This is a genomic window from Sphingomonas sp. ABOLH, assembly GCF_003951715.1.
In the GTDB taxonomy this organism is placed as follows: domain Bacteria; phylum Pseudomonadota; class Alphaproteobacteria; order Sphingomonadales; family Sphingomonadaceae; genus Sphingomonas; species Sphingomonas hankookensis_A.
Window position 1 is genome coordinate 78,360 of the sequence record NZ_QQWV01000006.1, and the last position, 19,313, is coordinate 97,672.

Here is a 19,313-nt window from a genome sequence, read left to right on the forward strand (position 1 = left end):
GTTACGCCTTTGCGAACGAGGTCGGCTGCTCCTGGTCGGGCTTGCGCCGCGACCGGAGGCCGAAAAGGGGGCCGAACCGTTCGATCCGCCCCTGATCGAGCAGCATCAGCCGGTCGGACGCAGCGAGCAGGTCGGGGTCGTGGCTGGCGAACAGGATGGTACGCTGATCCTGTCGCAGCGAGGCCAACAGCCGCGCCAGCGCCTTCTTGCCCGCCGTGTCGAGATGCGCGGTCGGTTCGTCGAGCACGAGGATCGCCGGATTGCCGAACAGCGCGCGGGCAAGCGCGACACGCTGCGCCTGCCCGCCGGACAGGCCGGTTCCGCCGACGCCGAGGATGGTGTCATAACCCTGTGGCAGCGCGGTAATCATGTCGTGTGCGCCCGCTGCCTTGGCGGCGCCGATCGCCGCCTCGTCCAGCAGCGCCGCGCCGGCGGCGTCGAGCCCGACATAGAAACGGACGATATTTTCCTTCACCGTCCCGTGAAACAGCACCGGGTCCTGCGGCATATACCCGACATAGCGGGCCAGCCGTTCGCGGTCCCAGTCGGTTCGGCTGATCCCGTCGAAGCGGACATGGCCGGCATCGATATCGACCGCGCCGACGATCGCGCGCAGCAGCGTCGACTTGCCCGACCCGCTGGGGCCGGCGATGCCGATCACCTCACCGGCACCGATCGCACCGTCGATCCCCGACAGGATGGGCCGCCCGTCGAGCGGTGCGGCGATGCCGACCGATTCGAGCGTGATCGCCCCCTTGGGTGCCGGCAGATTGGTGCGATCGGGCGTGTCGCTCGACGGCAGCGACAGCAGGCGGTCGAGCCGGCCATGGGCGACCCGTGCCTGCACGATCGTCTTCCATCCCGCGACCAGCTGATCGATCGGCGCCAGCGCGCGTGCGGTCAGCAGCGAAGCGACGATGATCGCGCTGGCCGAAATCGCATCGTCGACGACCAGCACCGCGCCCAGCGCCAGCGCACCCGATTGCAGCGCCAGCCGGACGAACTTGATCGCCGCCTGCAGGCTGCTGCCGGCGAAGCTCGCACGCAGTTGCAGCAGGCCGGCGATGCCGCGGTCGCGTTCGTGCCGGGCAGCCAGCGTATCGACCATGCCGAGCGCGCGGACTTCGGACGCATGGGCGACGCCGTGGTTGAGCCGGGCATAGGCGATGCTCTGCGCCTCGCTCGCCTGCTTCATCGGCTCGGCAGTTCGCTTCTCGTTCAGCCAGGCGAGCCCGACCAGCAGGACACCCGACACCACCATTGACGCGCCGAGCAGCGGGTGGAGCAGGAAGCCGACGAGGATGTAGATCGGGGTCCACGGCGCATCGAGCGCGGCGAAGATCGCCGGACTGGAAATCGCCTGGCGCAGCGTGTCGACGTCGCGCATCACCTCGCCGCGTTCGAGCCGCGACAGCGACGGCTGGCTGAGCGCGACGCGCAGCGCCGGCCCGGCCAGCATCCGCTCCGCCTGTACCGACGCGCGGATCAGCACGCGCGAGCGCAGCCATTCGAACACCGCCAGCGCCGCCAGCGCGCCGAGCATCAGGACGCTCAGCGCCGCCAGCGTGCCGAGACCTCGGCTGGGCAGCACGCGGTCATAGACCTGCAGCATGTACAGCGACGGCGCGAGGTAGAGCAGATTGCCGATCGCGCTGAACACCGCAGCCGCGACAAGATGCGTCCGGCAGCCGCGCAGGGCGATGCTCAGGCGCGAACGCGCAAGCGGCGGGACGTGCCCGGCCGAGGAAACGGGGATCATCCGCAAACTTTCAACAGGCGGACATGAGCATCCGCAGGCCGTCAGCCTAGTTGAAAGTCGTTAAGATTCCGCTGATTGCCGGGGCGCCTCAGGCCCCCGGCGCACGCCTCCCGAAGACATAGGCGATGCCATTGGCAACACGCTGATATGCCGTCGTAGGAAGCAGCACCTGCGCGCCGACAACCAGCGCCAGCTTCGGCGGATAGGCGCCATGCACGAGTGACTGGAAATACAGTCGCGCGCCGTAAATACGCTGTGCCCGTGCCGCCCCGCGCGCCGCATGCCAACCGCGAAACGCCCAATAAGCGCGTTCCGACACATGCACGCCGCGCATCCGGTCGATCCATTGCAGCAGGGGCACATATTTCGGCTGTTTCGACACGCGCTTCGGGTCGAACACGTCGTCACCGATCGACAACGCTTCGGGCACATACACGAATTTCAGTCCACTCGACGCGCACCGGATCGCGAAATCCGTATCCTGCGACGATGGCAGCGATTCGTCGAACCGGACCTCTCGCGCGACGTGGGTCGGCAGGATCATGGTCGAGGTCGGCACCCAGCCGCGCGCGCAGAACAGATATTCATCGATCCGCTCCTCGGCAGCGGGACCGCGCGGCGGCTTCAGCCAGAAGGTGCCGGTGCCGCGGTCCATGGCGATCTGCGTGAACAGCATGCAGTCGCCCGGCTGCTGCGCCAGAATGCCGGCAGCATGTTCGAGCTTGTTCGGCAAGAACTGATCGTCGGAATCGAGCAGCGCGACATAGGGCGCGCGCGCTTCGTCGAAGCCGGTGTTGCGCGCCGCGCTGGCGCCGCGATTGGGGGTGCGGATGTAGCGGAAACGATCGTCGCCCAGCGCGACGATCACCTGTTCCAGCGCCTCGCCGTCCTTCGATCCGTCATCGACGACCAGACATTCGAAATCGGCAAAGGTCTGCGCCTGCAGCGACGCCAGCGTCGGCCCAATCTTGTCCGCGCGATTATACGCGGGGATGACCACCGAAAACATGGGCTGCAGATTCGTCATTCGCCTACCCTAACGACACAGTATGTTCGTACAAGTTCCGACCCTGTCTGCGCCATGTTTGCCGCGATCCTGCAGACGGCATCCCCCTGCCCCGCTATAATACTACACCGCGAAATGCTGCACCGCAAACCGGATAGTAAACAAATGCTGCATGCGCTATAGCCCCGCCGCTTTCGACCCTTGCGCTTCGATAGGGAAGGCCGGGGCGATGAAAAGGGTGGCAAGCGCGATGAACGGTAAGGCAGCAACGAACCGGTCCGGCATGGAAACGACCAGGATCGCCGGATTTCCGGTAGTTACCGCGGGTCGTCAGGCGCTGACCGACCGGATGGCTGCCGATTGCAAGCGCGGTCCCGACGGTGCCGGACGCGGATCGGTACTGGTGTTCGACATCAACGGCCATGGCATTTCGATGGCGGGGACGAACCGTGCCTATCGTGACGCGCTGCACCAAGCCGACATGATCCATGCCGATGGCGGTGTCTGGGTCGCCATGTCCCGGCTGACCGGCACGCCGATCGAGGAACGCAGCGCCACCACCGACATGATGACCGACTTCGCCGCACGCTGCGAACGCGACGGCCTGTCCTTCTACATCCTGGGCGGCACCGAAGAGGTGAACCAAGCGTTCTGCGCGTTCTTGAAGCGCGAATATCCCCGGCTACGCATCGCGGGCAGCCGCAACGGCTATTTCAAGGCCGAACAGGATGCGGAAGTGATCGAACAGATCGCCGCGGCGAAGGCCGACGTCATCTGGGTCGGGATGGGCAAGCCGCGCGAGCAGCAATTTTCGATCGCGCTGCGCCGCCGGCTGGACCATGGCTGGATCGTCACCTGTGGCGGCTGCTATAACTATTTCGTCGGCGAATATACTCGCGCGCCGCAATGGATGCAGTCGGCCAACCTCGAATGGCTGCATCGCATGGCGACCGAGCCGCGGAAATTCGCATGGCGCTACATCACCACCAACCCGCATTCACTGGCGCTCGGGCTGTGGGATGTGCTTAAGCTGAAGGCCTCACGTTCGACCAAAGCCCGCTGATGCGGGTCGATTCGCTGACCGGCGTTCGCGGTGTCGCGGCGATGGCGGTCATGCTCTATCATATCCCGCAGCAGCCGGCCTTTGCCACGTTTCGAATGACCCTGTTCGATCGGGCCTATCTGTGCGTCGACCTGTTCTTCGTGTTGAGCGGCTTCGTCATGGCGATCGGCTATCGCGACATGATCGCCGAACGTCCGATTGCTGCGCGCTGTGGTGCATTCCTGCGGCAGCGGCTGGCCCGGGTGTTTCCGCTGCACCTCGTCGTCACCTTGGCGTTCCTGCTGCGGGCGATGGTCGATATGTCCGGTGATGGCGGACGGCCGGGTACGTTCGACGTCGTCGCCAATCTGGTAATGATCCAGTCCTGGGGGCTGGGTACTGCCGCGCTGGCCGGTAACAGCTGGTCGGTCAGTACCGAATGGGTCGCCTATCTGCTGTTTCCGCTGATCGCTATCGGCGCCGCATCGCGGCTGCGGCTCGCATTGGTGGTTGGCGCCGTCGCATTGCTGGCGCTGGTCGCACTGTCGGGGATCGGCATCCAGGGGCCGATGGACGTTGTGCAGCGCACCTCGATCCTGCCGGTGCTGCGCTGTCTGGGCGGGTTCACGCTGGGCGTGGTGGCGTATGGTTTCGCCGACCATCCCGCCGTGCGGGCGCGGCTGAGCGGTGACCGGGCGTTCGGCATCGTCTGCGCCATGATCGCGCTCGCATTCCTGGTGCCGGAAGGTGACCTGATCGTCGTCCTGTTGCTGCCGGTGCTGATCCTGTGCTGCTTCTTCGAGGGCCGGGCGGTTCGGGCGATCCTCGCGAACCCGGTAATCCTGCGGTTGGGCGTCACCTCCTATTCGCTCTACCTCTGGCATCCACTGTTCCGGGACATGGGTGCCTGGATCGTCGGGATGCTGCATCGGGCGGGCGTCACGCAGATCGACGCGGTCGCCTATCTGCTGCTGATTGTCGGCACGCTGATCTTTTGCGAGCTGAGCTATCGCGGGATCGAGGTGCCGGGCCGTCGCATCCTGCTGTGGCGGGCCAGCCGTCCCCTGCGCCCCATGGCCGGAGTACCGGCATGACCCATGTCGTCATCGCCGTGCCGACCTACCGTCGCCCGGACCAGTTGCGCAAACTGCTCGACTCCCTGGCGGTGCAGGTCGATGCGCCGCCGATGACCGTCGTCATCGCCGACAATGACCGCGTTCGCCACGAGGGCGTCGCCATGGCTGAAGCGATGCTTGCGGCCGGATACCCCCATGCGATCGATGCCTTTGTCGTCGACACGCCCGGCTTGTGCCATGCCCGCAACGCGCTGGTCGACCACGCGCTGGCGGTGGACGCGGCGACGCATGTCGCGATGCTGGACGACGACCAATGGGTCGCCCCCGACTGGCTGGCCAGGCTGCTGGCGGCGCATCGCCGGCACGGCGCGGACATTACCGGCGCGCCGGTCCGCTACCAGTTCGATGGCGCCCCGCCGCACTGGAACGATGCGCTGTTCGTGTTCCAGCCGGAGAGTCGCGACGACGGGCCGACGTCGATGCTGTTCAGCCTGACATCGGCGGTTGCCGATCGCCGCCTGTGGGAAACGACCCCCGCCCCCCGGTTCGACACGCGGCTGAACCAGATCGGCGGCGAGGACCTCGACCTCTACACTCGTTGGGCGGCCGAAGGGCGCCGCTTCGGCTGGACCAACACCACCGACGTGTTCGAAGCGGTCCCGGCGGATCGCACCACGCTGCGCTGGGCATGGCGGCGCATCTGGCGGGTCGGCAACACCGATACGATCGTGGCCTGGAACCGATCCGGTGGCGCGCGGCGGGTAAAACTGGTCGCGCGAACCTTGGCGATGACCGGCGCGGCGCTGCTGCTCTGGCCGCTGTCGGTGCTGTCGCGCCGACGCCGGCTGCGCGCGACCGGCCGGGTCATCCGCCAGTTCGGGCGGATCGCCGGGCTGAGCGGCCATGCCTTCAAGGAATATGCGGGCGGATAGCCGGCAGGCGCCCCCCCGAAACAACTTTCCTACAGATAAAATTTGAACATATAGGGAACGCCTGCCGGCATAATCGGGTGCCGGCGACGGAGGCGTTCCATGGCATATAGCAACCATCCCGACACGGCGACCGGGCCGGCGCGGGCTCCCTTTCCGATCATCCCCAGCGATACCGCCGAACTGCCGGCCTTCCCTAAGGGCATCTATGTCGGCCGAGGCGGCGACGTCACGCTGCGCGGCATCGAGGGGACGGCCGACGTCACCTATCGCAACCTGCCCGACGCGTCGTATATCGCCGTCCGCGCGCGCTATGTCCGCGCCACCGGCACCACCGCGTCCGACCTGATCGCGGAGGCCTGATCCCATGACCGCACGGCAATCGGGAGCGCAGGGCGGAATGACCGACCGGGCGCTCGACATGAAGCTGGCGACGCGCAACCTGCGCATGCCCGCCAACAACCGGGTCGCGGTTTTCGGCCCCAGCCATGCCGCGCAGCATTTTGCAGGCACCAATGCGTCAGGCGAAGTGCCGACATTGCTTGGCCAGACGGTCGGTGCGGTCCATTGGGCCAATTTCCTGTCGGGCGGGCGGGCGCTGCTGGAGCCGGCCGACATGGTGGCGCGTAACGGCGAATGGACCGGGCCGATGGCGTGGAACGGCATCGACTATCCCGGGCTGATGTCGCGCGTCGAGCGGCTGCTGGCGACCGGTGTCGGCCATGTCGTGATGGTCGCGCCCAGCGCCAACGATCGCAACGCGTGGACCGCCGCCCAGTCGATCGCGAACCTGACCGCGATCGTCGATCGCATCGTCGAGGCGGGGATGCTGCTGACCATCCTGCTCGATTATCCCCACGGCGCGGCGGCCTATACCGTGATGCGGCTGTCGAACACTGCGGCCAGCCCGCAGCTCGACCATTGGAACGTCGTCAATCGCTGGCTGCTGACGCTACACGGACAGCGCGGCATCCGCGTCGTTGATACGCCCGCGATCCTGGGCGACCTGACCAGTGCCGAGGGACAGGCGGCGTCGGGCGTCACGATCGACGGGCTGCACCTGTCGACCCAGGGTGCCTATCTGGTCGGGCGGGTGCTGGCCCGCGAATGGCGGCGCCTGTATCCGCTGGGCAATGTCCTGCCGTTCGGACAGGCGGAGCGCCCCGGACAGGCCGGCGTCAATCCCGGTGCGATAGTGTCGACCCAGCCCTATTTCGGCGGCACCGGCGGGACTCCCGGATCGGGGGCTACCGGGCAGATCGGCACCGGATGGACGACAGCGCTGGCCGCCGGGGTCAGCGGCACCTATTCGAAAGCCACGACGACCGGCTTTGGCGGGCGCAACTATATCGACGAGGACGGTCCGCCGACCAAGGACTGGCAGCAGATCGCGCTGTCGGGAACGGCGAGCGGCACGGCCGACGTCATCCTGCTACGCCAGGCGATCAATCCTGCGATCGGCGATCCGCTGCGCGCGGTGGCCGAGATCGAGGTCGATCCCGGCACCACCGGGCTGTCGGGGATCGGAATCTACATCTTCCACAGCGGCAGCGGGCAGCAGATCCGCGCGTTCGGCACACCGCCGAGCGGGCTGGCCGATCCGTGGCCGTCGCAGGGTTTGGCAGGAGTGATGCGGACCCCGCGGTGGGTCGCCGACAGCAATCTCTGCTACCTGCAACTGTCCGCCAAGCCGATCAACGGCGGGGCGGTGTCCGCGACGCTTCGCGTGCGCGGCATGGCGGTCGGCAAGACGCTGTAGCAGGACGACGACCGGGCGACGCATGCGCTGCCCGGTTGTCGGTCGCACGTCAGGGAATGCGCTGCGCCGAACAGTCCAGTTCACCGCGCACGCCGCCTTCGAAAAAGCTCGGCTTGCGCAATTCGCAACCGGTCGTCCGTTCGGCAGCGGTGCGGAACCGTTCCATGATATTGTTGTTGCGCGGCGCGGCGGGATCGCCGCCGGTGATCTCGGCCGTGTCGGGCGACAGGCGCCGCACCAGATAGGGCCAGCCCGCAACCTCGATCCGGGGCGTATCGTCGATCACCGCCGGTTTGGGCGCAGGACGCGGCGGCGGGACCGGCAGCATCGTCTGATAGGCGATCAGGGCAAGTAGCAGCATGGGTTGGAGATGGCGCTTAGCGCCGCCCTGTGCAACCGTCGAGTTGATGTCGCGCGGTCAGACCGGCGGGACGACCGTTCCCCGGAACCAGTTGCGCACCGCAATCCACTGATCGGCTGCCCGGCGATAGGCATTTTGCGGCATGAAGATCTGCAGAAACACCGTTGCTGCCAGCCGCGGCGAATAGGCGCCGCGCAGCACCGCCGCGAGATACAGCCGCAAAGCCCCTGCCGCATCCGAATGGCGTACGACCTTGGCGATGTGCCAGCCGAAATAACCGCGATAGGCTCGTTCGGGGATATGTGGGCGCAGGTCATTCAGCCACTGCACCTTTTCCGCGCGATGGCCGTTGGCCGACAAGCGGTCGTCGCGCGGATCGTCGGCCCACACCACACTGGGGGTCGTCGTCATGCGAAAGCGGCAACCGGCCAGCGCAAGGCGAATGGCGAAATCGGTATCGTCGCCGAACGTCACGTCCGACCGGTAGCGAACCTGCGCGGCAATCGCGCGCGGCACCAGCAGCCCGCTGGTCTGCACGAAGCCGCGATCGCACATAAGATAGGATGCCATGTCTTCGCCATCGCCGATCCCACGCGGCGGCTTGACGACGAACCGGCCACCGCCGCGATCGGCAACGACCGCCGAATAGGCGGCGACCTTCAGGTCCCCGCCGGCCAGTGTCATCAGGTCGGCCAGGTGATTGGGCAGGAACCGATCATCGGAATCGAGCAATGCGATATAATCGCCGCGCGCCAGGTCGAACCCGCGGTTGCGCGCCGGGCCGGCGCCGCCATTGGTGACGGCGACCACGACCAGTCGGGGATCGTCGATCGCCCGCAACCGATCCACGCTGTCGTCTTGCGACCCGTCATCGATAACGATGACTTCCAGCGGCGAGAAATCCTGCTTCAATGCAGATTCCACCGCCGCCACCACCGCATCGGCCCGGTTGTAATTGGGAATGACGACCGAAACCGTCGCGCGGGGTACGTTCATCACAACCCGCGTTCGTCCAGACCGTCTCGCCTTCCCAGCGCCACCCCAATTCCCCTTTCACACACCCGGCGGCACAGGGCCGCATCAGGCAATATATTTTCCTGCCCGTCGCACGACCGGCAGCCGAACGATCACCGCGCGTGCAACGATAGGCCCTATTATCCCCGCTAACATCAACACACTAAGGAACGGTGCGTTCCATGCTCCGTCCGCTGGGAACAAACGAAGCCAGATTAGTTTCGCCACCCCAATACAGATGGTATTCATGAGATAGATTGCCATCGAGTTAGCCCCGACGATCTGCAAAAGCCGCGAACGCTGCGCCGCGGGGAACAGCATCGCGCCGTGCAGGGCCGGGATGGACAGCAGGCCGCAATACAGCAGTGCGAAGGGATGCCATGGCCCCTGCGATGCCGCGGCAGCAAACAGCAGTGTCAACGGTAGCCACCAGCGCTTGAAGCGCGTCACGCACCAGTCCCAGTGCAGCCACGCCCAGCCGCCGACGGCGAAGAACACATAATATCGCAGCAGCCGGGCGAGATAAAATCGCTCGGTAACCATAAAATATTCGGCCGCCATGGATACGACCAGTGCGATACCGACCAGCAATGCCATCCTTCCCCGGAAACGGGCTAACAGGAACGGCGTCACCAGCGAATAGATGAACAGGACGAGCAGGTACCAGATCGAAATGTTCGGATTGTCCGGCGTATTCGACAGCACCCGCCACAGGCCGGTCGAGACATTGCCGACGCCTTCATGGACTTCGCCGAACTGCGCAGCCGCCGCCTTGCCCAGGATGATGACGATCCCGAAGAACGCGAACGGCACCAGAAGCCGGTCGGCGCGCGACGTCACCAAGGACCGCCAGGCCTTGCCGAGCCGCAGATGCGCCTGGGTCAGGAAAAAGACATAGCCGCTCAGGTACAGAAAGAACGGCATGTGAAAGGTGTAGATGATATCGCGCGTCGTCGCATACCAAGCCGATTCACCAGGCGAATTGGCCTGTACCAAATGGCCATAGACCACCAGCAACATGCCCAGCCCCTTGGCCACATCGATATGCAGCAGGCGCTGTCGCGAGCGATCCGGGGCTGGACCTTCCTGTACCATAGCCGGCCCTTCAGACCTGTTGCTGCGGACGATAGCGCCGGGACCAGCCACGACGACGAACCGTGCGCGTCGTGTCCCAGTTCGTATCCGCCAGCCACTGGGTTTCGCCCCGCTTCGCTGCCACGAAGCGGGTATGCATCACGAGGATGAAGACCACCACGAACGACCAGCTTTCCTTGTCGGGGGCGAAGAACTGCGCTTCGGTGAAGTTCTGCACCACACCGAAGAACCACACCCCCGCCCCCATCGACGCCAGCGGGATATCGCGGTCGGATGACGTCCAGAACCGGTAGAACGGCAGAAACACCAGCGCGACCAGCGCGAGAACGAAGCCGATGATCCCCGTCGTCAGCAGAATCTCGAAATAGCCGGAATGCGAGTGGCCGACCGCCGCGACGACCTTGTTCACGCCCAGTCGCAGCATCGGCGACGCCTCACCGATGGCATAGAATGACCCGTAGCCCGACCCGAGCAGGAAATGCTCGCGGATATAGGGCATGATCGACGCCCAGATCGCCACCCGCCCGGAGAGAGTCTCATAGTCTGAGAAATAGGCGTACACGAGGTCCCAGTTGATGGCGACCAACATACCCGCAGTGGCGATCAGCAGGATCAGGCCATACCAGAACAGGATGCGCTTCGACGGATTGCCGACCCGGCAGCGGTACAGGATGTACGAGAACATCAGGCTGATGCCGACCCAGCCGAGCGAAGTCTTGGAATCGGTCTTGAACAGCACGAACGCCGCGCCGAAGAACAGGGCGATATCCAGCCAGCTACGCCGCCGCCAGCTGTGGTGGAAGAAGATGATCGTGGCATATGCCATGACCGCACCGGTCACGTTCTTGTGCCGGAAAACGCCCTTCCACGTCCCGATCAGTTCGGGATCGAGTTCGTTCGCCGGATGGACCGCGAACGAAAACAGCGGAATCGACGACAGGCACGCGGTGATGATGGATACCACCACGCTCAAGCCGAGAAAGATGTACATAAGACGCACGGTCTGGCGCGCCCCAAGAATGTCGATGGTGAACGCCATGCTGGCAAGCACGACGACCATCCCCAGCGATCGGCGGATCGAAATGCCCGGATCGATAGCCCATGTCGCGCTCAACAAACACCAAATGCACGCGATCAGATAGGCATAAGAAATTGCGTGGAAGTTCTTTAGGCCGCGCATGTAGAATACGATCGCGGTAACGATGCCGAACAGCGCGAAATAGAAGAACTGCCGAAACGCGCTTCCGGCCTGCGCTGCCAGCACTTCGCCGTCCAAATTCTCGGCGGCGGCATACGCATCGTTCGCCGGCGCATAACGCAGGTTGACGCAGATCATGTAGAACAGTGCCAGCAGCACGATCTGGAAAAACAGCTGCACGCGCTTGTCATAGCGCAGCATCTCCACCGGGCGGTGCCAGCTGCGCCGCTGCGGGGATGCCATGCCTGCGGAGTCGGGGATCGTCGTCGCCATGGCTCAAGCCTCTGCCTTGCGCCGGCCGACCAGCGCCATCATGGACAATACCCAGCGCCGGTTGAGAAACCAGCTGCTGCCGAGATAGATCAACCCACCTGCGATACCGCCGGCCACGATCCGGATGAAATGGTCGGTGATCGGCAGCGCCACGAACAACCCTACCCCGGCGGCGGCAGCGGTCGCCAGCAGCGGCCGAAGCCATTGCAGATTATATTCGACGAACCCCGCACCGGTAATCGGCCGGATGACCCCGGCCCATAGTGCGATGGCGAAGACCGCATAGAAGATCGTGATGCCCACCGCGACGCCCATCGCGCCCCAATGCGCGGCGATCGCGGCGGTGATCGCCAGCGTCACTGCGACGGTCAGCGACTGGATCAGCGCGACCTTCGACTTGCCGGTGCCATAGAGCAGACTGCCGACCGGATTGCCGAGCGACCGGAACATGCCCCACAACGCGAACATGCCGAGCAGGTCGGCGGCATTGCCCCAGCGTGGCCCCAGCGCGATCAGCGCCACGTCCTGCCGGAACGCGGCGATGAAGCCGTAGATCGGGAAATTGATCGCCGAGGTCATCGCGAGCGTCGTCAGATAGACGTTGCGGATGCGCCCCTTGTCGTGCTGCACCTCGGCCAGCAGCGGCGTACCGACCCGGGTGATGATCGGGTTGGTCGCCATCATCACCTTCAGGCACAATTCGCGCGGCACCGAATAGATGCCGAGCATCGTGCTGCCCAGCAGCCGCCCGACGATCAGGATGTCGATCTGTACCGCCGCGGTGTTGGCCAGGCTGGCGCCGAGCAGATACATGCCGGAGCCGAGATAGGGCCTGGCATCGGCGAAGTGGAAATAGGCGCGCAGGTTCCAGTCGTTCGACCGGGCGAACAACCAGTAGAACAGGCTGTTGCAGCCACTGAGCAACAGGATCGCCGCGACCAGCGCATAGACCCCGGCCCCGTTCCACGCGAGGATGATCGCCGCCAGCGTGCTGATCGCCGCCGAACACAGCTCGACGATCGCGATGGTGCGGAATTCCAGCCGCTTTTCGGCCAGCACCTTGATCTGCTGCCCCAGCGCCAGGAACAGGAAGGACAGCCCCGACAGCGCCAGCGGCAGCGCCGCGCGAGAATCGCCCAGAAAGCTGGCCAGCGCGGGCGACGCCGCCGCGACGATCCCCGCCAGCACCGCGCCGATCGCGACATTCAACCAGTAGAGCGTGGTCAGCGCATCGTCCGAAATCGTCCGGCTGTGGATGATGACCGAACTGACCCCCAGATCGGCGAACAGCTGCACAAAGGCGGTGACGGTCAGCACCATCGCCATCAGGCCGAAATCATGCTGCGTCAGCAGACGGGCGAGGACGAAGATCTGCAGGGTCTGCAACAGCACCCGCCCCGCCGTGGCGAAGCTGGTCCAACGCACCGCGGCAACCGCGCGGCCCTTGATCGTCACCGGACATTCTCCGGCACGCCATACGCCTCGACGATCTGTGCGATCTGCCGATCGTTGTTCGAACCGTTGACGAAATTGACGTTCATCAACGCCACTTCCTGCGACCCCGGCCATTCGCGGAACCGCCGGCGCGGGCCGACCCGGCGCACCGTCGCGCCCGACAGCCGCGCCATCCAGTTGAGCCACACATCATCGGTCGTCGGGCACAGTTCCAGCAGCCGATCGACGCGGGTGACATCGGGATGGAAGATGCCCGGCGGATAGAGGATCCCGCCGATGCCGGTCCCGAACAGATTGGGGCTGTCGCCCAGATCGTCGACCTGATGCTCCCATTCGACATAGGGGGCGAGGCCGTCGCCCTGCCGCTTCATCCGATGGGCGCGGGTGCACAGGATTTCGCGGCGGTCGGCGCGCCAGTCGTCGACCAGATACCCCAGCCAGTCGGCCGGATAATAGACATCGTCATCGGCGGTGACGATCGCCGCATCGGGATAGGCTTCCAGAGCGGGAATGATCTTCTTGTACGACCGCAGGTCGGGCGTGGTGCGGATCGTCAGCCCATGGGCTTCGAGCGCGCGCACCTCGGCGGGCAGCGCATCGATATCGGCCGGCGCGATCCACAGCACCGTCGCATCGGCCTTCACCTCTTGCGACAGCAGGGTGGCGAGGGTCGGTGCCAGCGTATCGAACCGCTTCGAGTAGGATGTCAGCGACACGACCAGCGGAAAGGGCAGCTTGTGCGGACGCTGCTTGACGGTGCGCAGGCGGACAAAGGCGTAGCGGCGCAGCGCCGCCAGGTACAATGTCTTCGCAAGAGCCTTAACCATCGTCCCGTTCCCTCGATACCGTTTCGCGGCCATCGCGGCGCCAGCGCCGCTCCGCGACCACGACGCCCCACATCATCACCGCCTGCCCCAGCAGGATGCCGACCAGCGACCAGGCGGCGGCAAAGCTGGTCAGCACCAGCGCGACGCCCGCGACCGACACGCCGCACGCGACCATGCTGGCGGTCGCCAGGGCGCGGAAGCGGTCGGCCGCCTGCAACAAAACGCTTGCCGGCGTCATGATGCATTGCAGCAAAGCGATCGCTCCGGTCAACACCACCGCGATTTCGACCGACCGCGCGTCGAGCTTCGCCGGCACGACCGTTCCGGGCACCAGCCACAACATGCCGGCCGCCAGCGCGATCGTACCCGCCCACAGCAGCAGCAGGACCAGCAGGAAATGGCGCCGCGACCGCTCGGCGGCATCGACCCGTCCGGCGCTCAGGTCGCGCGCCATGCGCGGACGCTCGGTCTGGGTCAGCGCGGTGATGCAGACATTCAACGGCCGCAGGAACAGCGCCGCAACGCTGAGCGGCGCGAACGCATCCGGCCCGAGCATCGCCGTCACCAGATAGGCATGGCCGTTGGTCGTCGCCTCGCTGGTGACGACCCCGACCAATGCCCAGCTCGCCTGATCGCGCCAGATCGGACGATAGGCGCCGAGCGACGCGATCCCGACCAGTGCGCCGATCACCGCGGTGAAGGGCACCAGGGCCAGCAGCGTCGCGACGACGAACCCCGCGGCGATATGCGCCAGCCCGCCGCCCAGCCACAGGACGGCGCCCGCCCACAGGCCGAGGATCGCGGCATAGATCAGGTCGGACAGCGCGGCGCGGACCGGCTGGTCCTCGGCATAGGCATGGTTGCGCCCGAACCAGCGGATCAGTGCGAGGAAAGCGGTGGCACCAAATCCCAGCGCGACCGCCAGCGAGGAAGCCCCGACCCCCATGACGACCCCGACCAGCACGCCATAGCCCACCGACAGCGCCAGATTGACCGCGCGTAGCGTGCGCAGCCCGTCCGTCCGCCCGTCGGTCCGGTGGATCAGGATCGAATAGGGCGCGCAGACCAGCGCGTTCGACAGGCCGAAGCCCAGCTGGATCAGGACGATGGCAAAGGCGAGCAGACCGACGCCGCTGGCCGGCAATCGCGCGATCGCGACCAGCTGGATCGCGAAATGCGCGACGGACACGAACGCCGACGAGCCGCTCACCAGCCCATAGCGGCGCAGCACGTCGGTCCATGGCGGGGCGGAGCGCGAGGTCATGCAGACGTGCTGGTCATCGTTCGATGGCCCGGCGCGGTCAGGACGACATCGCCGGGCCGGAACAACGGATCAGACCAGAACCGACCCGGCGACCGGAATGCCGCGCTGGTCGAGCACGTCGACGATGCGGCGGATGTCGGCGATCTTGGTGCGGTGCTTTTCGGCGACCACCACGACATTGTCGAACCCGGCCAGCAGGTTGCCGAGCGCCAGGACGCGGTCGCCCATCGCCGGCAGCGCGACGATGATCTGGCGTACGCCCGGCATCGACCATTGTTCGACCTGTTCGACCAGCGCGCCGCGTTCCAGGTGGCTCGCCTGCGACGCCGCATCGCTGCCGGCGGGCACGACGAACAGTCCGGGGATCGCGGTCCGCTGCGCGGTGATCGTCGCGTCGGGGGTGCGCAGGCAGTCGGCGACGCCGGGTGCCTCGGGAACGCGCAACAGCGACGCGATCGCCGGATCGGCAAGGCCGGCATCGACCAGCCCGGTGACCGTGCCCATCTGGGCGAACACCGTCGCCAGATTGGCGCTCAGCACCGATGGCGCGTCGCCCGGCGACACGCCGACCACGGCGGTCAGCGCGATGCGGGTGTTCAGCCCGTTCTGCTCGCTGGTGGCGGCGATGACCTTGGCGCGGATCGCGCGGATCTTCGCCACCATGTCGTCGCTGCGGAAGGCCGCGACGACCAGCGGATCGACCCGGGGGTCGCCCATCTGCAACAGCGACCGGGCGTCGTCGTTGCCCGGAACGGAATCATCCCCCGCCCCCTGGCGGTGTACCGTCGATTTCAAACGCATAGGATGTACTTTCCCAAAGCTTAGGCGTGACGGAGCGCAAGGGCGGAGGACTTGTCCGAGCTGCCGTCGGTGAAGTCGGCCAGGACGTCGAGGTCGGTCGCCTTGGCAAGGCCACTGGCCGAGCGCGCACGGGGCGATGCGATTTCGAGGATGAGCGCCAAGCCGCAGCCCAGCACGCCGCCGAACACCAGCCCGCCCAGCAACCACAGCAGCACGTTCGGCTTGAACGGCAGCAGCGGTGCGGTCGCACGGTCGAGGACCGTGGTGTTCGCCCGCGACACTTCGCTCTTGAGCGCGGCATCGTTCAGGCGTTGGCGCACCGTGTCATAGGTCTGGCGCGCGGCATCGACGTCACGCTGCAGCACCGACAGCTGGTCCTGGGTGCCCGACATCCGCAGCATCCGCGCCTGCTGTTCGGCCAGCCGGTTGCGCAGGTCGGCCTCGCGCCGCACCGCCGCGCCGCTCGCGGCTGACAGGGCGTTCGACTGAATGCCGCGGGTCGCCGCCAGCTGGGCGCGCAACGTCGCCAGCTGGGCCTGCGCCGCGATCATCTCGGGATGGTTCGGCCCCAGCGTGCGGCCGAGTTCGGCGGCTTCGGCCGACTTGATCGCCACCTGCTGCTGCAGCCCCTGCACCGACAGCGCGGCGTTGACCTCTGGCATGTTCGCGCCACCGGCCTTCGACCGTGCCTCGGCGGCGGCGGCTTCGGCGCTGGTCAGCTCGGCCGACAGGCTCTTCAGCTTCTCCGCCTCGACGTCCATGCGGTCGACACCGATGATGCCGTTGGCGCGCTGGAAATCGGTCAGGCGGCGCTGCGCCTGTTCGAAACGCTCGCGCACCTCGGCGGTCCGCTGGTCATACCAGCGCGCATTGACGCGGGCCGGGTTGACACGCAGCTCGACCTGCTTCGCCAGGAAGGTGTCGGCGAACAGGTTCGCCACCCGCGCCGCCGTTTCCGGATCGCGGTCGATATAGCCGATCGTGATGACGTTGCTCTGGCGGTCGGTATCGACGCTCAGATTCTTCGCGATCTCGTCGCGAACGCGCTGCACCTCGACCGGGTCGTTCGGCTTTTCGATCAGGCCGGACTTGGCCGCCACTTCGGACAGCACCAGCTCGCTGCGCAGCACGCTGACCTGCGTGCCGATGATCGAATCGATCACCGCGGCGCTTTGCTGCTGGTCCTTTTCGGACTGGTCGGTCTGGGCCAGATCGACCAGCAGCGACGATGTCGCGCGATACTGGCGGGGCTGGATCAGCGCCAGCGTCGCCGCCAGCGCGAACACGACCCCGCCGACCAGCAGGATCAGCATCAGACGGGTCCGTACGACCTGCCATAGATCGGCTAAGTTGAAGCTCATTCCGTCACACCTTTCCGGGGCAGGCCCCGTCCCCCGATCACTGGCCGCCGATCCGGCGCACCCCGACCCCATGTTCGATCATCAGTCCCAGGAACTGCGGCGCCAGGCTGTCGCGGAACATCACCGCGCCATGCGCCATCGTCACCAGCGCCGGCCCCACCTGCTGCATCACCCGTGCCAGCGCCGCATCGTCCAGCGTGTCGCGGCCCAGCGTCGTCCGCTCGACCAGCCGCAGCAGGTCGTCGTTCGTCGCCGGGTCGCCGATCGCCCGGGTGAAGATGCGGTGGTCGTTGCCGCTGATATCGGCCCAGCCGGCAAAGGCGCGCTGGAAGCCCTGCGCCACATCCGCCGCCTCGATCCGGTCGCTGCCGCGCGCATCGGCGACCAGCGCCGCCTCCAGCCCGAACAGCCGCGCGTGATAGGGCGATCCATAGGCCGAATGCACGACCGCCGCGGCCGCATCGGGTGCGAAAGCCATGCCGCACTTGTCCGCGCAGCTGTCCAGCAGGGTGCGCAGGTCGTCGGCCGCGATCGGCCCGACCGGCACGACCAGCATGTGCCGCCTAAGCGACGGATGGCCGCTGATCAGGTCATCGACATTGGCCGCGATCCCGACGATGACGATCTGCACCCGCGCATGCATGTCGCTCAGCAGCTTCATCAGCGCGGCGACCTCCGACTGCACGGCGGCATCGTCGATCCGGTCGAATTCGTCGAGAACCAGCACGGTCGGCTGCCGCACCTCGCCCAGCGCGGTCGCCAGTTCGCGCGGACCGAAGGCCACGTCGTTCAGCGCCGCCAGCCGCTGCATCAGCGCGGTGTCGCGCCCGGTGCCCGGCAGCGATTCGAGGAACGGGCGGAACAGGTCGGTGAAGCCGATATTGCCGCTGGTCGATTCGTACAGGACGATCTGGCCCACCTCGTCGGCGAAATCGCCGAACACGCGGACCAGCGACGTCTTGCCCGACCCGCGCGCGCCGAACACGACGACGTGCTTGCGCTCCCACACGACACCGCGCACCATCCGGTCGACTTCCTCGGTGCGGCCCGACAGGCCGAACCGGTCCTCGACCGGCAATGCCGCGGCAAAGCCCCGATGGATGCGCAGCCGGCGATCGGGCTGTGCGACCGGCGCGGCGGGTTCCGCCGCCGGCGGAAACGGCACGACCCGCTCGATCCGGAGCGGGCGGTGCCGCGGGGGATCGATCAGCCGTGCGAACATGGTCTTCAAGCTGGCGAACACGCCCATGCGAAATTTCCTTTAACCGCCGGTCGCGATCAGAACAGCTTTTCCTTGATGATCAGCACGTCTTCGGGCTGCACCACGTCGTCCAGGCCCAGGCCGTTGACCTTCTGGCCACCGCGCCGCACCTCGATCCGCCGCGTCGATCCGGCGAGCGTCGGACCGCCCGCGCGCGCCAGCGCCTGGCGATAGGTCATCCCCGGCTGCACCGCGAAGGCGCCCGGCTCGTTCACCTGGCCATAGACATAGACCATCTCCGCCGGCGGCACGAACAGCGTGTCGCCCGGCCGCACCAGCCGCGCCCCGCCTGCGCCCAGATCGGCGAGCGACAGGCGTTCGGGCGCCCCGTTCATCGGGGTCAGCACGACGACGTTGGCGCCATCGGCGCGCACGCCGCCGGCCCGCGCGATCAGCATCGCGACGGTATAGGGGCGGTCGAGCGGATAGTTGCCGGCATTGGGCACATTGCCCAGCACCGTCGCCGACCGGCTGACATAGTTCGACACCTCGACGCTGATCGACGGCTTGGTCAGATAGCCGCGACGCGAATATTCACTGGCCAGCGTGCGCGACAGGTCGGCGGCGGTCATGCCGGCGGCCCGCACCGGGCCCAGCAGCGGCATGTTGACCGTGCCGTCGGCGGCGATGCGGGTCTTCACCGCCATGTCGGTCCGGCCGTAGACGCTGATCGCGACCTCGTCGTCGGGACCCAGGATATAGCCCGCCTGCGGCAGCGTGGCGGCCGGCGCGGTCGCCGGGGTCTGCGCCGGCAGGACCGACGGGAAGGTGATCGCGGCGAACATCGCGCCGCCGATCAGGCGCATCTTGGTGCTGTTCATCTTGGCTCAGC

18 protein-coding genes are annotated in these 19,313 nt (G+C 66.5%); 5 read left to right on the plus strand and 13 right to left on the minus strand.

Annotated features, from left to right (window positions below; all coding sequences use genetic code 11):
- Nucleotide 1 precedes the first annotated feature (1 nt).
- Together CA237_RS04660 and CA237_RS04665 are read right to left on the minus strand one after the other, a co-directional pair.
- Complete coding sequence (locus tag CA237_RS04660; protein ID WP_126013126.1) at nt 2–1,759, minus strand: type I secretion system permease/ATPase; 1,758 nt, start codon at nt 1,757–1,759, stop codon at nt 2–4.
- Nucleotides 1,760–1,847: 88 nt separating this feature from the next.
- Nucleotides 1,848–2,786, minus strand: coding sequence for a glycosyltransferase family 2 protein (locus tag CA237_RS04665; protein WP_066688481.1), 939 nt, complete (start codon nt 2,784–2,786; stop codon nt 1,848–1,850).
- Nucleotides 2,787–3,048: 262 nt separating this feature from the next.
- On the opposite strand from CA237_RS04665, the gene CA237_RS04670 reads away from it, so the two are divergent.
- From CA237_RS04670 to CA237_RS04690, 5 genes are all read left to right on the plus strand, one after another.
- Nucleotides 3,049–3,828: a WecB/TagA/CpsF family glycosyltransferase gene (locus CA237_RS04670; RefSeq protein ID WP_066688479.1), complete on the plus strand. Its 780-nt coding sequence runs from the start codon at nt 3,049–3,051 to the stop codon at nt 3,826–3,828.
- Nucleotides 3,828–4,901, plus strand: a complete 1,074-nt coding sequence (locus tag CA237_RS04675) for an acyltransferase (RefSeq protein ID WP_066688477.1) — start codon at nt 3,828–3,830, stop codon at nt 4,899–4,901. Before CA237_RS04670 ends, CA237_RS04675 begins: the two co-directional genes overlap by 1 nt.
- On the plus strand, nt 4,898–5,815 hold the full coding sequence (locus CA237_RS04680) for a glycosyltransferase (RefSeq protein ID WP_066688475.1): 918 nt from the start codon (nt 4,898–4,900) through the stop codon (nt 5,813–5,815). Before CA237_RS04675 ends, CA237_RS04680 begins: the two co-directional genes overlap by 4 nt.
- 99 nt (nt 5,816–5,914) lie before the next feature.
- Complete coding sequence (locus CA237_RS04685; protein ID WP_066688474.1) at nt 5,915–6,175, plus strand: hypothetical protein; 261 nt, start codon at nt 5,915–5,917, stop codon at nt 6,173–6,175.
- A 4-nt stretch (nt 6,176–6,179) separates the two neighbouring features.
- A complete protein-coding gene (locus tag CA237_RS04690) occupies nt 6,180–7,571 on the plus strand; it encodes an SGNH/GDSL hydrolase family protein (protein WP_126013129.1) in 1,392 nt (463 codons plus the stop codon).
- A 49-nt stretch (nt 7,572–7,620) separates the two neighbouring features.
- Here CA237_RS04690 and CA237_RS04695 read toward each other — a convergent pair whose 3' ends face one another.
- From CA237_RS04695 to CA237_RS04745, 11 genes are all read right to left on the minus strand, one after another.
- The gene (locus CA237_RS04695; RefSeq protein WP_126013132.1) at nt 7,621–7,932 is read right to left on the minus strand and encodes a hypothetical protein; all 312 of its coding nucleotides are present in this window, start codon (nt 7,930–7,932) and stop codon (nt 7,621–7,623) included.
- A gap of 57 nt (nt 7,933–7,989) precedes the next feature.
- The gene (locus CA237_RS04700) at nt 7,990–8,928 is read right to left on the minus strand and encodes a glycosyltransferase family 2 protein (protein WP_066688467.1); all 939 of its coding nucleotides are present in this window, start codon (nt 8,926–8,928) and stop codon (nt 7,990–7,992) included.
- 84 nt (nt 8,929–9,012) lie between these two features.
- Nucleotides 9,013–10,041: an acyltransferase gene (locus tag CA237_RS04705; protein WP_126013135.1), complete on the minus strand. Its 1,029-nt coding sequence runs from the start codon at nt 10,039–10,041 to the stop codon at nt 9,013–9,015.
- A gap of 10 nt (nt 10,042–10,051) precedes the next feature.
- Entirely contained in the window at nt 10,052–11,512 is a 1,461-nt protein-coding gene (locus CA237_RS04710; protein ID WP_084401299.1) for an O-antigen ligase, read from the minus strand.
- 3 nt (nt 11,513–11,515) lie between these two features.
- On the minus strand, nt 11,516–12,967 hold the full coding sequence (locus tag CA237_RS04715; protein WP_066688455.1) for an MOP flippase family protein: 1,452 nt from the start codon (nt 12,965–12,967) through the stop codon (nt 11,516–11,518).
- The gene (locus CA237_RS04720; protein WP_126013138.1) at nt 12,964–13,794 is read right to left on the minus strand and encodes a glycosyltransferase family 2 protein; all 831 of its coding nucleotides are present in this window, start codon (nt 13,792–13,794) and stop codon (nt 12,964–12,966) included. The genes CA237_RS04715 and CA237_RS04720 overlap by 4 nt, the downstream gene beginning before the upstream one ends.
- A complete protein-coding gene (locus CA237_RS04725) occupies nt 13,787–15,058 on the minus strand; it encodes a hypothetical protein (protein WP_066688448.1) in 1,272 nt (423 codons plus the stop codon). The genes CA237_RS04720 and CA237_RS04725 overlap by 8 nt, the downstream gene beginning before the upstream one ends.
- Nucleotides 15,059–15,127: 69 nt before the next feature.
- Nucleotides 15,128–15,859, minus strand: coding sequence for a P-loop NTPase (locus CA237_RS04730; RefSeq protein ID WP_066688445.1), 732 nt, complete (start codon nt 15,857–15,859; stop codon nt 15,128–15,130).
- 20 nt (nt 15,860–15,879) lie between these two features.
- Nucleotides 15,880–17,220 carry a GNVR domain-containing protein gene (locus CA237_RS04735; protein ID WP_066688443.1) on the minus strand — a complete coding sequence of 447 codons (1,341 nt, stop codon included), beginning with the start codon at nt 17,218–17,220 and terminating at the stop codon, nt 15,880–15,882.
- A gap of 37 nt (nt 17,221–17,257) precedes the next feature.
- A complete protein-coding gene (locus CA237_RS04740; protein ID WP_066688441.1) occupies nt 17,258–18,469 on the minus strand; it encodes an ATP-binding protein in 1,212 nt (403 codons plus the stop codon).
- A 29-nt stretch (nt 18,470–18,498) separates the two neighbouring features.
- Nucleotides 18,499–19,302 carry an SLBB domain-containing protein gene (locus CA237_RS04745; protein ID WP_066688439.1) on the minus strand — a complete coding sequence of 268 codons (804 nt, stop codon included), beginning with the start codon at nt 19,300–19,302 and terminating at the stop codon, nt 18,499–18,501.
- Nucleotides 19,303–19,313 lie beyond the last annotated feature (11 nt).

Excerpts from the sequence above, each read along its gene's own strand:
- CA237_RS04660 (WP_126013126.1), bottom strand. The coding sequence starts at position 1,759 with ATGATCCCCGTTTCCTCGGCCGGGCACGTCCCGCCGCTTGCGCGTTCG.
- CA237_RS04665 (WP_066688481.1), bottom strand. The coding sequence starts at position 2,786 with ATGACGAATCTGCAGCCCATGTTTTCGGTGGTCATCCCCGCGTATAAT.
- CA237_RS04670 (WP_066688479.1), top strand. The coding sequence starts at position 3,049 with ATGGAAACGACCAGGATCGCCGGATTTCCGGTAGTTACCGCGGGTCGT.
- CA237_RS04675 (WP_066688477.1), top strand. The coding sequence starts at position 3,828 with ATGCGGGTCGATTCGCTGACCGGCGTTCGCGGTGTCGCGGCGATGGCG.
- CA237_RS04680 (WP_066688475.1), top strand. The coding sequence starts at position 4,898 with ATGACCCATGTCGTCATCGCCGTGCCGACCTACCGTCGCCCGGACCAG.
- CA237_RS04685 (WP_066688474.1), top strand. The coding sequence starts at position 5,915 with ATGGCATATAGCAACCATCCCGACACGGCGACCGGGCCGGCGCGGGCT.
- CA237_RS04690 (WP_126013129.1), top strand. The coding sequence starts at position 6,180 with ATGACCGCACGGCAATCGGGAGCGCAGGGCGGAATGACCGACCGGGCG.
- CA237_RS04695 (WP_126013132.1), bottom strand. The coding sequence starts at position 7,932 with ATGCTGCTACTTGCCCTGATCGCCTATCAGACGATGCTGCCGGTCCCG.
- CA237_RS04700 (WP_066688467.1), bottom strand. The coding sequence starts at position 8,928 with ATGAACGTACCCCGCGCGACGGTTTCGGTCGTCATTCCCAATTACAAC.
- CA237_RS04705 (WP_126013135.1), bottom strand. The coding sequence starts at position 10,041 with ATGGTACAGGAAGGTCCAGCCCCGGATCGCTCGCGACAGCGCCTGCTG.
- CA237_RS04710 (WP_084401299.1), bottom strand. The coding sequence starts at position 11,512 with ATGGCGACGACGATCCCCGACTCCGCAGGCATGGCATCCCCGCAGCGG.
- CA237_RS04720 (WP_126013138.1), bottom strand. The coding sequence starts at position 13,794 with ATGGTTAAGGCTCTTGCGAAGACATTGTACCTGGCGGCGCTGCGCCGC.
- CA237_RS04725 (WP_066688448.1), bottom strand. The coding sequence starts at position 15,058 with ATGACCTCGCGCTCCGCCCCGCCATGGACCGACGTGCTGCGCCGCTAT.
- CA237_RS04730 (WP_066688445.1), bottom strand. The coding sequence starts at position 15,859 with ATGCGTTTGAAATCGACGGTACACCGCCAGGGGGCGGGGGATGATTCC.
- CA237_RS04735 (WP_066688443.1), bottom strand. The coding sequence starts at position 17,220 with ATGAGCTTCAACTTAGCCGATCTATGGCAGGTCGTACGGACCCGTCTG.
- CA237_RS04740 (WP_066688441.1), bottom strand. The coding sequence starts at position 18,469 with ATGGGCGTGTTCGCCAGCTTGAAGACCATGTTCGCACGGCTGATCGAT.
- CA237_RS04745 (WP_066688439.1), bottom strand. The coding sequence starts at position 19,302 with ATGAACAGCACCAAGATGCGCCTGATCGGCGGCGCGATGTTCGCCGCG.